Below are 14,155 nucleotides of genomic sequence, written 5' to 3'. Positions count from 1 at the left end.
CGGTCAGGCGGACGCCGCTGTAAAAACGACATGGCCGGATGGACGAGATGCTCAACCCTTCGTCATTTTCCGGATCGCGGTCGACGACAGCGAGGAACGCGGACCGTGGATGAAGGTCCAGGCCGGCGCCTTCATGCGGGCGAGCAGCGGCGCGTCGCCCTCGTCGATGCGGGCGTAATCGAAGGTCTTGGCAACCACCGACGACAGGAACGACAGCGTGGCGCCCGGACGATCGATGACCGCGATCGGAAAGGTGAGCACAATCTCGCGCCATCGCTGCCAGTGATGGAAATCGCGCAAACTATCCGCGCCCATGATCCAGACGAAGTCGACGCCGGGATTGCGCGCCTTGACCAGAGCCAGCGTGTCGGCGGTGTAGCGCACATTGTGTGCCGCCTCGAAGGCCGTGACCTTGATCTTCGGATTCCTGGCGATCTTCTCCGACAGTTGCAACCGCTCGACCAGCGGTGCCAATTCCCTGGCGCTTTTCAACGGATTGCCTGGGGTCACCATCCACCACAGCTGGTCGAGCGCCAGGCGCCGCAAAGCGATTTCGGCAACCAGCGCATGGCCGGCATGCGGCGGGTTGAACGAGCCACCGAACAGGCCGACGGCGAGGCCTTTTTCGGCGTGCGGCATCTTGAGGTAGGCGGAAGAGACCGTGGGCTGAGGGGACGAAAGCATGGTGCTAGGCGCCCCCCTCTGCCCTGCCGGGCATCTCCCCCGCAAGGGGGAAGATCAGCAGTTTCAGCGAAGGCGCAGATCTTGCAACATCCACAATCAGCGAAACCGGAAATGTCAGCCGATCTTCCCCCTTGAGGGGGGTGGGGAGTGGTCCGCGCAGCGGACGGAAAGCCAATTGCTTGGCTTTCCGGATAACGAACGCCCGGAGCGACAGCGAAGGGCCGGGTCCGGCCGGACGGAGGGGGGTGCCTGGGCGCAAAGTTTCAGGCCTGGTGGGCAAAAGACATCAAGGCCTCACCTGTCCTGATCCGCGTACGCGATATTTGAACGAGGTCAGCTGCTCCACGCCGACCGGTCCGCGCGCATGCATCTTGCCGGTGGCGATGCCGATCTCGGCGCCCATGCCGAATTCGCCGCCATCGGCGAACTGCGTCGAGGCGTTGTGCAGCAGGATCGCCGAATCGATCTCGTTGAAGAACCGTTCGACGGCCTTCGCGTCCTCGGCGACGATCGCCTCGGTATGGTGCGAGGAGAATGTCTCGATATGATCGATCGCACCGCCGATGCCGTCGACCAGCTTCACCGCGATGATGGCGTCGAGATATTCCGTCACCCAGTCGGCATCGGTCGCCGGCCTGGCGCCGGAGAAGATTTTCAACACCTCGGCATCGGCATGAATTTCACAGCCGCCAGCGCGCAGCGCGTCGAGGATCGGCACCAGATGGGTGGTGGCGATGGCGCGGTCGACCAGCAGCGTTTCGGCGGCACCGCAGACACCCGTGCGCCGCATCTTGGCGTTGACCGCGATCCGCACCGCCATGTCGAGCTCGGCGGAGCGGTCGATATAGAGGTGGCAGATGCCTTCTAGATGGGCAAAGACCGGCACCCGTGCCTCGCTCTGCACCCGCTCGACCAGGCTTTTGCCGCCGCGCGGAATGATGACGTCGAGATTGCCGCCAAGCCCCTTGAGCATTTCGCCGACCGCGGCGCGGTCCGTGGTCGGCACCAGCTGGATGGCATCCTCGGGCAGACCGGCCGCCTTCAGTCCCTCGACCAGGCAGGCATGGATCGCCGAGGAGGAATTGAGCGAATCCGAACCGCCGCGCAAAATCACCGGATTGCCGGCCTTGAGGCAAAGCGCACCGGCATCGGCCGTGACGTTCGGCCGGCTTTCATAGATGACGCCGACGACGCCGAGCGGCGTACGCACGCGCTCGATATGCAAGCCGTTCGGCCGCTCCCACGCGGCGATGATATCGTCAATCGGATCCTTGAGCCCGGCAATTTCGCGAATGCCGTCCGCCATGGCGCGGATGCGCGCCGGATCGAGCTTCAGCCGGTCCATGAAGGATGCGGACAATCCCGATTGCTCGCCGTTCAGGACGTCGATGGCATTGGCATCGAGAATGTCTTGTTCCCGGGCGACGATTGCCTCGGCCATGACGGCAAGCGCGGCGTTCTTGGCGGCGGCGGTGGCGATGGCCAACGGTCGGGCGGCAGCGCGGGCGCGGCGGCCGATGTCGGCCATCAGCGCCACGGTGTCATCCCCGGATTTTTCATGCAGCTTCAGCATGGCTCATCCTCCGCTTATGTCGCCTTCAGCCCGCACTTGGTCACTGGCCTGTACTTGGTCACTGGCCCGTACTTGGTCACTGGCCCGTACTTGGTCACTAGCCCGTACTTGGTCACTAGAATGACTCACCACAAGATCGTCGCGGTGGATCATCGCCGAACGCGCCTCGTAACCGAGCACCGTCTCGATCTCGGCCGTCTTCAGGCCTGCGATCCTTACGGCATCGGCGGCATCGTAGGCAACCAGCCCGCGCGCGATCTCGCGGCCCTCGGGCGACAGGATCGCCACCGTGTCGCCGCGCGAGAAATTGCCACTGACCAGTTTGACGCCGGCCGGCAGCAGCGATTTTCCCGAAATGAGCGCGCCGATGGCGCCGGCATCGACCGTCAGCCGCCCGGCCGGTTCGAGCTGGCCGGCGATCCATGTCTTGTAGCCTTTGACAGGATTGGTGCTCGGCTTGAAGAATGTGGCGCGCTCGCCGCGTTCGATCGCCATCAGCGGCGACAGCCGGATGCCCGAGGTGATGATCATCGCGGTGCCGGCGGCGGTGGCGATCTTGCCCGCATCGAGTTTCGTGCGCATGCCGCCGCGCGACAGCTCGGACGAGGCGGCTCCCGCCATCGCCTCGATATCAGGCGTGATGCGGTCGACCACCGGGATGAACTTGGCTTGCGGGTCGCGGGCCGGCGGCGCGGTGTAGAGCCCGTCAATGTCGGACAGCAGCACGAGGAGGTCCGCGCCCATCATCGTCGCCACGCGCGCGGCCAGCCGGTCATTGTCGCCATAGCGGATTTCGGAGGTCGCCACCGTGTCGTTCTCGTTGATGACCGGCACCGCCTTCATCTTGAGCAGCGTCGAGATCGTCGCGCGTGCATTGAGGTAGCGGCGACGCTCCTCGGTGTCGCCGAGCGTCAAAAGGATCTGGCCCGACTTCAGGCTTCCCTTGCCGAGTGCGTCCGACCAGGCACCGGCCAGCGCGATCTGGCCGACCGCGGCCGCCGCCTGGCTTTCCTCGAGCTTCAGCGCACGCTTGCCGAGGCCGAGTATGGTGCGGCCAAGCGCGATGGCGCCCGACGACACGACCAGGATCTCGGCACCGCCATTGGCAAGCACGGCGATATCGTCGGCGAGCGAGTCGAGCCAGTCGCGCTTCAGGCCGCTCGCCCGGTCGACGAGCAGCGCCGAGCCGATCTTGACGGTGATGCGCCGGTATTTCCTGAGCGACTGCATGGTCCTACTTTTCCCAGCGCGTCTCGACCGGGGCGGCAATTTGCGCGCGGGCTTCGGCGATCACCGCCATCAGCGCGCGCTGCACCGCCTCGACGCCCTCACCGGTGACAGCGGACAGCAGCATCGGCGCACGCCCGGCGGCCCGCTTCAAGGAAGCGACCTTCTTCTTGCGCGCGTCGGCGTCGAGCGTGTCGACCTGGCTCAGCGCCAGGATCTCGACCTTGTCGGTCAGCCCGTGGCCATAGGCTTCGAGTTCGGCGCGCACGGTCTTGTAGGCCTTGCCCGGATTTTCTTCCTGCGCCGAAACCAGATGCAGCAGCACACGCGTGCGCTCGACATGGCCAAGGAAGCGGTCGCCGATGCCGACGCCTTCATGCGCGCCTTCAATCAGACCCGGGATATCGGCGATGACGAATTCGCGCGCGTCGATGCGCGCGACGCCGAGGCCCGGATGCAGCGTCGTGAACGGATAGTCGGCGATCTTCGGCTTGGCCGCGGTGACGGCGGCGAGGAACGTCGACTTGCCGGCATTGGGCAACCCGACCAGTCCGGCATCGGCGATCAGCTTCAGCCGCAACCAGATGTTGAGCTCCTCGCCCGGCAAGCCGGGATTGGCGCGGCGCGGCGCCTGGTTGGTCGAGGTCTTGAAATGCTGGTTGCCGAAGCCGCCATTGCCGCCCTTGGCGAGCAGGAAACGCTGGCCAACCACGGTCATGTCGCAGATCATCGTTTCGTTGTCTTCCTCGAAGACCTGCGTTCCGGCCGGCACTTTCAACGTGACGTCGGCGCCTTTGGCGCCGGTCATGTTGCGGCCCATGCCGTGGACGCCGGTCTTGGCCTTGAAATGCTGCTGGTAGCGATAGTCGATCAGCGTGTTCAGCCCGTTGACCGCTTCCAGCCAGACATCGCCGCCACGGCCGCCATCGCCGCCATCCGGTCCGCCGAACTCGATGAATTTTTCGCGCCGGAACGACACCGAACCGGCGCCGCCGTCGCCGGAGCGGACATAGACCTTGGCTTGATCGAGAAATTTCATGGGATCGCAGTTTCTTTTATTGGCCTTGCGGCATTGCTCTAAACCTTGGGCCTTGCTCTAAACCAAGGCGCGGCGAAGGGCGAGGCCGTTTTATGACGATGGCCGGCGCGGGGTTGGCCGGAGAGATTGCGGCATGAAGCTTGTAACCTACAACATCCAATACGGCATCGGTCTCGATGGGCGCTACGATGTCGGGCGTATTGCCGATGCCGTGCGCGGCGCCGACGTGATCGCCCTGCAGGAGGTCACCCGCAACAACCCCAGGAACGGCAGCCGCGACATGGTCGCCGAGATCGGCGAGGCGCTGCCCGAATATTTCGCCGTCTACGGCAGCAATTTCGAGGCCAATATCGGCTCGCGCATCGAGGACGGCCGCGCCATCACCACCACCTTCCAGCTCGGCAACATGGTGTTGTCGAAAACCCCCATTCATCTGTCGCGCAACCTGCTTTTGCCGCGCAGCCGCAGCTTCGAGATGATGAACTTCCAGCGCGGCGCGCTGGAGGCGCTGATCGAGACGCCGCTTGGTTTCATCCGCTTCTATTCCATCCATCTCGATCACCGCAGCCCGGTCGAGCGCGCCAGCCAGATCCAGTTCCTGCGCCGGCGCCTGTTGAACTACGCGCTCGAAGGCGGCGCGCTGTCCGGCGTCGCCGAGATCGGCCTGCCGGAACTGCCGCATCCCGAAGCCTTCGTCGGCATGGGCGATTTCAACATGCTGGCCGGTTCGCCCGAATATGTCGAACTCGCCGGCCGGCCGGACCATGAATTCGGCATGCCGCTGACCGCCGACTTCGCCGTCGATGCCGCCATGCGCCTCGATGTCGCCGGCGACGATCTCGTCTCCTGGGTCGATCCCAAGGACCCCGCCAACGCCAGCCGTCACAAGCGCATCGACTACATCTTCACCAGCGCGTCGCTGGCCCGCTCGCTGAAGCGCCTGTGGGTCGACCGGAAGGCGAGCGGTTCGGACCACCTGCCGGTCTGGGTCGAGTTGGGTTGAGCCCAGTCCAGCCCGGCACCCTTGGTATCGAGCTGGACCCCGATGTGTGTTGAGATTCAGGTCAGGCCGAGCCGAAAACATTGGTTTTCGAGAACCGGAGCGGAGCGTACTTATCGTACGCGAGCACCGGAAGCGCAGAAAATCAACGTTTGCAGGCCGGCCTCACCTGAATATCAGCACACATCAAAAATGCACCCAGTTGCGCAGGCTGGTCCAGGTCTTCCTGTCGAGCCGGTAGCGCTCGACCGGCACCTGGCCGGCGACGATCGAGTTCAGCATGCCCTGGCCGGCATACTGGAAGCCGCATTTGTGGATCACCCGGCGCGAGGCCGGATTGATGACCCGCGTCGAGGCATGCAGCACCTGGATCGAGGTGCTCTGGAAGGCGAGATCGACCAGCGCGTGGGCTGCTTCGGTCGCATAGCCGCGCTTCCAGTGAGGCTCGCCGATCCAGTAGCCGAGCTCCAGCCCGCGATCGGTGGTGTTCAACCCGGCGCAGCCGACGAAAGTATCGGTGCCGGCCAGCGTCAGGGCATAGGCGATACCGGCGCGGCGTGACTTGGTCATGGCGAGGAAAGCGCGTGCCTCGGCTTCGCCATAGGGATGCGGCATGCGCGCCAGCATCTCGGCGACGTGACGATTGTCGGCAAGCTCGACCAGTTGCGCGATATCCCGCTCGTCTGGAGCCCGCATCACCAGCCGCTCGGTGACCAGCACCGGGCAATCTATCGCGTAACTTTCGTCTTCTGAGTCTTCCGCTTCGGCAACCATTTCAAAGTCCTCCAGGCAAAAGAAAAGGGGAGATGGAAACCCATCTCCCCTGATCCTTTTCCTGGCTTTGCCAGACACCGGTTCCCGAGATGGGTGCCGGTGTTCTAGTGCGGAACCGGCTACTCCGCGGCTTTGGTAATCGGATTGACCGATACGTAGGTTCGGCCGTTGGCTTTTTTGTTGAACGTCACGGCGCCTGTTTCGAGCGCGAAAAGGGTGTGGTCCGTGCCCATGCCGACATTGACGCCGGGATGCCAGGTGGTGCCGCGTTGACGAATGATGATGTTGCCCGGGATGACGGCTTCGCCGCCGAACTTCTTCACGCCCAGACGCTTGGAATGCGAGTCGCGACCGTTGCGCGACGAGCCGCCAGCTTTCTTGTGTGCCATCTAACTAACTCCGTTGCGCCGCAAGGCGCCTAAAAGGCCTTATGAACGCGTTCGCGTTCCGTTTCAAGTCCGATCCGGCGACCTAATCGCCAGAAAATTACTTCGCCGCCAATTCCTTGGCCTGTTCGCGCCAGTCCTTGATCTGGTCGGCGCTGAAGGGCATGTGCTCGTCGATCTTGGCGACGTCCTTGTCGGTCAGCTTGGCGAGCTGCGCGAAGGTGATGATGCCCTGCTCGGCGAGATCCTTGGCAGCGACCGGGCCGATGCCCTTGATCACGGTCAGGTCGTCCGGCTCGCCCTTCGGCGCCTTGAACAGCGGCGCGGCCGCGGTCTCGGCTGCCTTGGCCTTGGACTCCTTCTTCGGCGCGGCTTCCGCCTTCGCTTCGGTGGCTGCCTCTGCCTTGGCTTCCTTCTTCGGCGCCTTGACCGCTGCCGTCTTCGTCGGCTTGGCGCCACCCAGCAGGATCTCGGAGATCCGCACGGTGGTCAAAAGCTGGCGATGGCCGATCTTGCGGCGCGAATTCTGGCGGCGGCGCTTCTTGAAAGCGATGACCGTGCGGTTCTTGCCCTGCTCGACGACTTCGGCGGTAACCAGAGCGCCATCGACGAACGGCGCGCCGAACGTGACATTCTCGCCCTCGCCATGCGCGAGCACGTGGCCGATCTCGACGATGTCGCCGACATTGGCTTCGACTTTTTCGATCTTCAGGAGATCGTTGGCGGCAACGCGATACTGCTTACCGCCCGTTTTAATGACTGCGAACATTTTTTGCCTTTCGCTGTTCGGTCGGCCTTGATGAGCCGCCTCTGGCGGTTCGGCCGTCTTTTTGTCAGTCTGCGGGTTCAAAAAACAAGCGGCGCGGAAGAACCCTCCACGCCGATTGCGCGCTGTCCCTAACCGAAGGTTGAGTGGGAGTCAAGGCAAGTAGCCCTTGCCGAGACTGTTATTGGCCGCTCGGCGATGCAGCCATGGCAAGCGGCTCCGGCGAAAACGACGGCAAGGCATACGCACCCGGAAAACCCGGTGACGACGGCGACGACTGCCAAGGCCACCAATGCCGCACCCCGCCGATGAGCGGCGGACGCCATCTTAACCCCACTGCCTGAACACACTGCTTGCCGGCAAGCCAAATATCGCTGGATTTGGCCTTGTAACCTGCCCGTTCAGCCGTTATCTAGTGCGCCGCGCCGGCAACGGCCGACCATGACCGCGGAGAGGTGGCAGAGTGGTCGAATGCACCGCACTCGAAATGCGGCATGGGTGCAAGCCCATCGGGGGTTCGAATCCCTCCCTCTCCGCCATCCTGCTTTGCGCTACGCGCTTCGCAGGACAAGTCCGGCGAATTCTTCTCAGCGCGAAGCAGGATGCCGTCCGAAGCCTTGGCGACGGAGGGCAGCTCCGGGGAAGACCTATTCCAGCGTCGCCAGGCGTTCGATGAAACGGCCTTTGCCGGCATGGCGATCCCGGATCGATTGAAGCCGGAGGTGGAATTCCTCGCCACGGTCCTGTTTTTCGGCGAGCGCCTGGAGATCGGAAAGAAGGGCTGCGGCCCTGTCATATCCGGCGGGATTGCGCCGCCCGATTTTATCCTCGACGTCTGTCCAGACGCTTTCGCCCCGTCGGCGAATGTCCTCAAGCCGTACTTCACGTGCCTTCTCGGCCGCCTCCGCCTCCAGTTGCCGTCGCGCTTCCGCCAGTTCCGCCTCGGCGCGTTCCCGGGCAAGGCGGATCTCACGGGCGCGGATCAGCAGATCGGCAGCTGTGCGCGGGCCGCCGGGCGAGGTTGCCACCTGGGGTTCGGAGCGCGCCCGAACCAAGGCCCGCAACTCGGCGGACACATGCGGTTCGCCGTTGAAAACCCGTACAAGCAGGCTGCTTTTCTCAGCATCGCTCATTGCCCCGATGATCCGCCCCCGAAGCGCCTCGTCCGTCGCCGCGCTTCGTTCCGCCGCCGCCCGGAGAAGATTCTGGTCGATGCAGAAGAATTCGGCGAACGCTTCGAGCGCGCCGGTCAACGGTCCTATCCCAGGCATCGGCTCCGGTTCGTCCGGCTCGATCGCTTCGGCTTCCACATCCAGGAGCCAAATCAGATAAAACAGCCTGAGGTCGCCTTCGAGCACATCGGCCCGAAGCGGCGACAGCATCGCTAGCCAACTCTCGCCGTCATCCCAATCACCCGGCTCCAGCTCGTCGCGCCAGATGCTCAAGATGACGTTCTCACCAGCGATCCTGAACGTGGAACAGTCGCTATTCCCGAGGAATGCGCCGAGGCGCTCCCCGTCGACCAGCCGTGCCGGCAGCTTCATCATGAGGCGGCGCGAGCCCCAATTCGCCAGATAGAGATGGAGATCGAACCAGCGCTCCAGGAGTTCGTCCGGATCGCCTTTGAAATCGCCCCACTCGTAGGAATTGGTAAAGCTGGTGGCCGTGGTCCGCGCCCGTGATGACAGCTCGCGCAGAGCCCGGCGATCCGCGTCGCTGAGCGGCCGATCGATCGCCTGAAATTCGTAGTACTGATATTCGCTCATTGCCGCTCAGACCGGATGCAGGAGGCCGTATGCTTCAAGGATTCGCAGGGCTCCAGCAAGGCTTTTTGATCCACGACGCCGCGGCCGCACGCCAGGTTATTCTCACCAGAGTGAGAGACCTGCAGGGGGCCCACAGGTCGGCCGTGAACGCCAACCTTTCGCACCCTTCAAAAGCATGGATTAAACGCAAAAGCTGCTTGAAAGGTGGACCATCCGGCGTAGCTTTGGCAGGCAAGAAGCGTGCGAGGGTGACATGAGGAAGGAAGAAGTCGAGAGGCTTTTCGGCGGCGGCAGGGACGATTTCGACCTTGGTCCGATCGAAGACTACCTGCATGCCGTGGCGACCGAACGGGAGGTGCCCGACGTCGCAATCGGGCTCTGCACGATGAGGATCGAGGAATCCGCACCTCCGCTGCGCGCGGTCCTTGAACGCGCGGCCAACGCACAGCCTTTGTCGGGCGATGAAGAGATGCTGCTCTTCAGGGGCCTGTATATTCTCGGCGGCGCTCGGGACAGCCAGGCATGCCAACCCTTGCTGCGTCTGTTGCGCCGCCCGGGAAAGGAAGCCGACCGGCTGCTTGGCGATGCCATAACCGAAACCCTGTCGCGCATCATCGTAGGCGTATTCGACGACGACGCCGACGCGCTGTTGGGCGTCATTGCCGACCGCTCCGTCGACGATTTCATTCGCGACGGTGCATTTGGCGCGGTGACCTTTTTGACCTGGGAAGGTCGCATCGAGCGCGACCGGACACGGGATTTCCTAGAGCGATTCTACAAGGAGAGGTTGGCCGACGACTGGGATTATGTGTGGGTCGGCTGGCTGCAGGCCATCGCGATGCTTGCCCTGCGAGACCTCGTTCCGCTTGTCTACAGCGCCTGGGATGAGGGCCGTATACCGGAAGATGCGCTTGAACGCAGCGATTTCGAAAGCGACCTGCGGGAAGCCGAGCAGCAACCCGGCGACATTGGCCGGTTCGACCGCGCCAGTCTGAGTTACATCGAGGATGTCCTTGTGGCGCTGGATTGGACCCGCGGCCTTGGCGACGACGATGATTTCGAGCTCGACGAGGACGATGGCTGGCAGTCCTCATTGCCAGACTCGGTCTGGTCGAATGTAACGCCGGTCGCGAACCCGTGGCGCGACGTCGGACGCAACGATCCGTGTCCTTGCGGCAGCGGCATGAAATTCAAGAAATGCTGCCTCACCAGCTGAGGTGCCGAATTTCAAAGACCGTTCGATCCGATATTGCCGTCATTCTGTGGCGTGCCCTGCAATCACGCTCAGAAAAACCTCGCCAAACTCCTTGAGCTTCGCCCCTCCCACGCCGTTCACCTCGGCGAAGGCGTCGAGGTCGCGCGGGCGGCGGTCGGCCATGTCGATCAGCGTGCGGTCGGAAAACACCACATAGGCCGGCACCTGGCGCTCCTTGGCCAGCCGCAGCCGCAGTGCCTTGAGAGCGGCCAGCAGCGAGGCGTCCACGCCCTCGGCGCCGGCGGCGGAGCCTTCCCCGGAACGCTTCCTGCCACGCGCCAGAGGATCCCGCGTCTCGACGCGATACTGGAATGCAACCTCGCCGCGACCGAGCGCGCGGCCGCTTTCGGAGATGGCGAGGCCGCCATGGCCCTCGGGATCCGGCATCAGGAACCCACCGGCGACCAGTTGCCGGATCAGCGACAGCCACACTGGCTTCCTGTGCGCGGCGCCGGTGCCAAAACTGCTCACCGTTTGATGGCCTCTGGCCAGCACCTTCTCGGTCTCGTGGCCAAGCAGGATGTCGATGACATGGGCCGCGCCGAAGCGCTCGCCGCTCTGCGCGACCGCCGCAAGGATTTTCCGCGCCTCGTCACTGCCATCGGCGCGCGGCGCCTGATCGAGGCAGTTGTCGCAATTGCCGCAGGCTTGAGCCTCTTCGCCGAAATAGCCGAGCAGCACCTGGCGCCGGCATTGCGCCGTTTCGCAATAGCCGATCAGCGTGTCGAGCCGGTGGTGCGATCGTCTCTTGTGCTCGGGTGAGGCGTCCTCGTCGTCGATGAACAGCCGTCGCGTGCGGATGTCGCCAAGACCGTAAAGCATATGCGCCTCGGCCTCGCGTCCGTCGCGGCCGGCGCGCCCGATCTCCTGATAATAGGCTTCCAGGCTGCCCGGCATATCGGTGTGGAAGACATAGGCGACGTCGGGTTTGTCGATGCCCATGCCGAAGGCGATGGTCGCCACCATGACGACCCCGGACAAGGTCATGAAGGCGTTTTGATTGGCTTCACGCAGTTCCTTGCTCATGCCGGCGTGATAGGCAAGCGCCCTGACGCCGTTCTTCTCGAGGAAGGCTGCCATCTCCTCGGTCTTCTTGCGCGACAGGCAATAGATGATGCCGCTCTTGCCCGCATGGCGCTCGATGAAGCCGAGCAGCTGGCGCTTGCTGTCCTGCTTGGGCGCGATGGCCAGCTTGATGTTGGGCCGGTCGAAACCCAGCACCAGGGTTTCGACCCGCTCGGCGAACAGCCGGGCGGCGATATCGGTGCGCGTGCTCTCGTCGGCCGTCGCCGTCACCGCGATGATCGGCACATTGGCGAAGATGCCGCGCAACCGCGACAGGTCTTCATATTCGGGCCGGAATGCCGGGCCCCATTGCGAGATGCAATGCGCCTCGTCGATGGCGATCAGGCTGACGTCGAGCCTGGAAAGCGCCTCGAGCATGCGCTCGGTCATCAACCGCTCCGGCGCTAGGTAGAGCAACCGCGTCTGGCCCGACGCCACACGGCGCCAGGCCGCGACATTGGCCTCGCGGTCGAGCGAGGAATTGATCGTATCGGCGGCGACGCCGGCAAGCCGCAGCGCCGCGACCTGGTCCTGCATCAGCGCGACCAGCGGTGAGACGACGAGGGTGAGCCCGCCCAGGACCAGCGCCGGAACCTGGTAGCAAAGCGATTTTCCGGCCCCCGTCGGCATGACGGCCAGCACATGGCGCCCGCCGAGCAGAGCGTCCATGACGTCGGCCTGGCCGGGCCGGAAATCGTCGAAGCCGAACACGTCCTTCAGGACGCGCCGCTTGGGATCCTCGGCCCGGATACTCGCCGCCTGTGCCTGCATCACGCTGCCGCCTGGCTGGGAGCGGTTTTTCGGGGATTGGAGAGGATGTGGGAACCGATCAAGAGACTCTCCGTGTGATGCCCTGGAGTAGCGCAGCCGTCACCGGGCCGCAACAGGGCCGGCTCGTTCTCTGCCCCTGTGTGAGATCGCGCTTCCCCTGCGGTATCTGCGCCCTGCTGGATTCCTCGGCGCCACGATGTAAGCTCGACCCGACATGCCAGGGAGGGTGCGATGCTGCAGACCAGACAGGATGTCCTCGGCGAACGGTTCCGGTTGCAGCGTGCCGCCTTCGAGAAGCAGCCCTTTGCCGACCTTGGCCTTCGTAAAGACCGCCTCAAGCGCCTGCTGGCGCTGACCGAGCAGCACGAGACTGAGATCTGCGCCGCGATCGACGCCGACTTCGGCGGCCGCTCGGCGCACGAGACGCGGCTTGCGGAACTGTTTGTCGTGCGTGCCGGCATTCGCCATGCCCTTGCGCATGTCGGCGGCTGGATGCGGGAGCGTCGTGTCGCCACCACCTTGCCCTTCCTGCCGGGTAAAAACCGCCTTCTGCCGCAGCCGCTTGGGGTGGTCGGCATCGTATCGCCCTGGAACTACCCCTTTCAGCTCGCCGTCGCGCCGGTCACGGCAGCGCTCGCCGCCGGCAACCGCGTCCTGGCAAAACCCTCCGAACTGACGCCTGCTTTCTCGGAACTGCTGGCCAGACTGGCCGGCGAGCACTTCGCCCCGGATGAGCTCAGCGTCGTCACCGGCGATGCCGAGATGGGCAAGGCCTTCGTCTCGATGCCGTTCGACCACCTGCTGTTCACCGGTTCGACCGCGGTCGGTCGCCAGGTTGCGATCGCCGCCGCCGCCAACCTGACCCCGGTCACGCTCGAACTCGGCGGCAAGTCGCCGGCGATCCTCGACGCCTCCTGCGATCTCGACACGGCAACAGCCAGCGTCGCCTATGGCAAGCTGTTGAATGCCGGGCAGACCTGCATCGCGCCGGACTACCTGTTGGTGCCCAAGGGACAGGCAGGCACGGTCGCGGCGAAGCTCGCAATCGCGGTGGCGCGGCTCTACCCCACGCTGCGCGACAACCCCGACTATACCGCCATCATCAGCGACCGGCATTACCAGCGCCTGTGCGCCATGATCGCGGAAGCCCGCGAGGCCGGCGCCGATGTCACCGAGATCAACCCGGCCGGCGAAGACCTCGGCACCGCGGGCCGGAAGCTTTTGCCGACCCTGGTCAGCAACGCCGGCCCCGACCTGCGGCTGATGCGCGAGGAGATTTTCGGCCCGGTGCTGCCGATCGTCGAATACGCCACGGTCGACGACGCGATCGACCATGTGAACCGGGCCGACCGGCCGCTGGCGCTCTACTGGTTCGGCAACGACAGCACCAACCGCCAGCGCATCCTGCGCGAGACCGTCGCCGGCGGCGTCACCGTCAACGACTGCATGCTGCATCTGGTGCAGGAGAACCAGCCCTTCGGCGGCGTCGGCGCCAGCGGCATGGGCGCCTATCACGGAGAATGGGGTTTCCGCACCTTCAGCAAGGAGAAGCCGGTCTTCCTGCAGTCGCGCTTGAGCGCGGGAGCCCTTCTGCGGCCGCCCTATGGCAAGACGTTCGAACGGCTTTTCGGCCTGCTCAAGCGCATCACCTGACGAGGCGCGGTTGTCTCCTTGCGGGATCGACGCCATCCTGTGACGAGTCCACCCGTGTTAAGTTTATTTTGGTAGTGTGCTGAGAGTTCTGCAAATTCGCTGAGAGAGGGCGGTCATGGCAGGCTGGTGATGTTCAACGTCACCTGATTCCCGCGAAGGAACGCCACCATGACCAAGATTGAGAGTAAGACCGCCA

12 protein-coding genes and 1 tRNA gene are annotated in these 14,155 nt (G+C 64.2%); 4 read left to right on the top strand and 9 right to left on the bottom strand.

Annotation, left to right across the window (positions count from 1 at the left end; translation table 11 throughout):
- Positions 1-51 precede the first annotated feature (51 nt).
- The 4 genes from O7B34_RS26180 to obgE all read right to left on the bottom strand — a co-directional run bounded on the left by O7B34_RS26180 (position 52) and on the right by obgE (position 4,523).
- On the bottom strand, positions 52-639 hold the full coding sequence (locus tag O7B34_RS26180; protein ID WP_027141724.1) for a nicotinate-nucleotide adenylyltransferase: 588 nt from the start codon (positions 637-639) through the stop codon (positions 52-54).
- A 331-nt stretch (positions 640-970) separates the two neighbouring features.
- The gene (locus O7B34_RS26175; protein WP_337148751.1) at positions 971-2,257 is read right to left on the bottom strand and encodes a glutamate-5-semialdehyde dehydrogenase; all 1,287 of its coding nucleotides are present in this window, start codon (positions 2,255-2,257) and stop codon (positions 971-973) included.
- Positions 2,258-2,260: 3 nt separating this feature from the next.
- On the bottom strand, positions 2,261-3,487 hold the full coding sequence (gene proB / locus O7B34_RS26170; protein WP_337148750.1) for a glutamate 5-kinase: 1,227 nt from the start codon (positions 3,485-3,487) through the stop codon (positions 2,261-2,263).
- A gap of 4 nt (positions 3,488-3,491) precedes the next feature.
- Positions 3,492-4,523, bottom strand: coding sequence for a GTPase ObgE (gene obgE, locus O7B34_RS26165; RefSeq protein WP_027141722.1), 1,032 nt, complete (start codon positions 4,521-4,523; stop codon positions 3,492-3,494).
- Between the two features lie 133 nt (positions 4,524-4,656).
- On the opposite strand from obgE, the gene O7B34_RS26160 reads away from it, so the two are divergent.
- Positions 4,657-5,526 (top strand): endonuclease/exonuclease/phosphatase family protein, encoded by an 870-nt coding sequence (locus O7B34_RS26160; protein WP_337148748.1) that lies wholly within the window; start codon positions 4,657-4,659, stop codon positions 5,524-5,526.
- 183 nt (positions 5,527-5,709) lie between these two features.
- Here the strand turns inward: O7B34_RS26160 and O7B34_RS26155 are convergent, their stop codons facing one another.
- The 3 genes from O7B34_RS26155 to O7B34_RS26145 all read right to left on the bottom strand — a co-directional run bounded on the left by O7B34_RS26155 (position 5,710) and on the right by O7B34_RS26145 (position 7,452).
- Positions 5,710-6,297 (bottom strand): GNAT family N-acetyltransferase, encoded by a 588-nt coding sequence (locus O7B34_RS26155; protein ID WP_140509963.1) that lies wholly within the window; start codon positions 6,295-6,297, stop codon positions 5,710-5,712.
- 119 nt (positions 6,298-6,416) lie between these two features.
- Positions 6,417-6,686, bottom strand: a complete 270-nt coding sequence (gene rpmA, locus O7B34_RS26150) for a 50S ribosomal protein L27 (protein ID WP_015315190.1) — start codon at positions 6,684-6,686, stop codon at positions 6,417-6,419.
- A gap of 97 nt (positions 6,687-6,783) precedes the next feature.
- Positions 6,784-7,452 carry a 50S ribosomal protein L21 gene (locus O7B34_RS26145; RefSeq protein WP_337148747.1) on the bottom strand — a complete coding sequence of 223 codons (669 nt, stop codon included), beginning with the start codon at positions 7,450-7,452 and terminating at the stop codon, positions 6,784-6,786.
- 446 nt (positions 7,453-7,898) lie between these two features.
- Here O7B34_RS26145 and O7B34_RS26140 point away from each other — a divergent pair.
- Positions 7,899-7,988 (top strand) — tRNA-Ser (locus O7B34_RS26140).
- A gap of 108 nt (positions 7,989-8,096) precedes the next feature.
- Here the strand turns inward: O7B34_RS26140 and O7B34_RS26135 are convergent.
- On the bottom strand, positions 8,097-9,215 hold the full coding sequence (locus tag O7B34_RS26135) for a hypothetical protein (RefSeq protein WP_337148746.1): 1,119 nt from the start codon (positions 9,213-9,215) through the stop codon (positions 8,097-8,099).
- A gap of 253 nt (positions 9,216-9,468) precedes the next feature.
- Between O7B34_RS26135 and O7B34_RS26130 the strand changes: the two genes are divergently transcribed.
- Positions 9,469-10,431 (top strand): DUF1186 domain-containing protein, encoded by a 963-nt coding sequence (locus O7B34_RS26130; protein WP_337148745.1) that lies wholly within the window; start codon positions 9,469-9,471, stop codon positions 10,429-10,431.
- A gap of 39 nt (positions 10,432-10,470) precedes the next feature.
- Here O7B34_RS26130 and recQ read toward each other — a convergent pair whose 3' ends face one another.
- On the bottom strand, positions 10,471-12,306 hold the full coding sequence (recQ, locus tag O7B34_RS26125) for a DNA helicase RecQ (RefSeq protein WP_337148823.1): 1,836 nt from the start codon (positions 12,304-12,306) through the stop codon (positions 10,471-10,473).
- Positions 12,307-12,537: 231 nt separating this feature from the next.
- Between recQ and O7B34_RS26120 the strand changes: the two genes are divergently transcribed.
- Positions 12,538-13,959: a coniferyl aldehyde dehydrogenase gene (locus O7B34_RS26120; RefSeq protein ID WP_337148743.1), complete on the top strand. Its 1,422-nt coding sequence runs from the start codon at positions 12,538-12,540 to the stop codon at positions 13,957-13,959.
- Positions 13,960-14,155: the final 196 nt, after the last annotated feature.

The sequence above is a fragment of the Mesorhizobium sp. Cs1299R1N3 genome, assembly GCF_037179625.1.
Taxonomy (GTDB): domain Bacteria; phylum Pseudomonadota; class Alphaproteobacteria; order Rhizobiales; family Rhizobiaceae; genus Mesorhizobium; species Mesorhizobium salmacidum.
This window is presented reverse-complemented; position numbering and strand designations above follow the sequence as displayed.

Bases quoted from the DNA above. Each gene is read 5' to 3' on its own strand.
- recQ (WP_337148823.1), bottom strand. From the start codon at position 12,306: ATGCAGGCACAGGCGGCGAGTATCCGGGCCGAGGATCCCAAGCGGCGC.
- obgE (WP_027141722.1), bottom strand. From the start codon at position 4,523: ATGAAATTTCTCGATCAAGCCAAGGTCTATGTCCGCTCCGGCGACGGC.
- O7B34_RS26130 (WP_337148745.1), top strand. From the start codon at position 9,469: ATGAGGAAGGAAGAAGTCGAGAGGCTTTTCGGCGGCGGCAGGGACGAT.
- O7B34_RS26175 (WP_337148751.1), bottom strand. From the start codon at position 2,257: ATGCTGAAGCTGCATGAAAAATCCGGGGATGACACCGTGGCGCTGATG.
- O7B34_RS26135 (WP_337148746.1), bottom strand. From the start codon at position 9,215: ATGAGCGAATATCAGTACTACGAATTTCAGGCGATCGATCGGCCGCTC.
- O7B34_RS26160 (WP_337148748.1), top strand. From the start codon at position 4,657: ATGAAGCTTGTAACCTACAACATCCAATACGGCATCGGTCTCGATGGG.
- O7B34_RS26180 (WP_027141724.1), bottom strand. From the start codon at position 639: ATGCCGCACGCCGAAAAAGGCCTCGCCGTCGGCCTGTTCGGTGGCTCG.
- rpmA (WP_015315190.1), bottom strand. From the start codon at position 6,686: ATGGCACACAAGAAAGCTGGCGGCTCGTCGCGCAACGGTCGCGACTCG.
- proB (WP_337148750.1), bottom strand. From the start codon at position 3,487: ATGCAGTCGCTCAGGAAATACCGGCGCATCACCGTCAAGATCGGCTCG.
- O7B34_RS26145 (WP_337148747.1), bottom strand. From the start codon at position 7,452: ATGTTCGCAGTCATTAAAACGGGCGGTAAGCAGTATCGCGTTGCCGCC.
- O7B34_RS26155 (WP_140509963.1), bottom strand. From the start codon at position 6,297: ATGGTTGCCGAAGCGGAAGACTCAGAAGACGAAAGTTACGCGATAGAT.
- O7B34_RS26120 (WP_337148743.1), top strand. From the start codon at position 12,538: ATGCTGCAGACCAGACAGGATGTCCTCGGCGAACGGTTCCGGTTGCAG.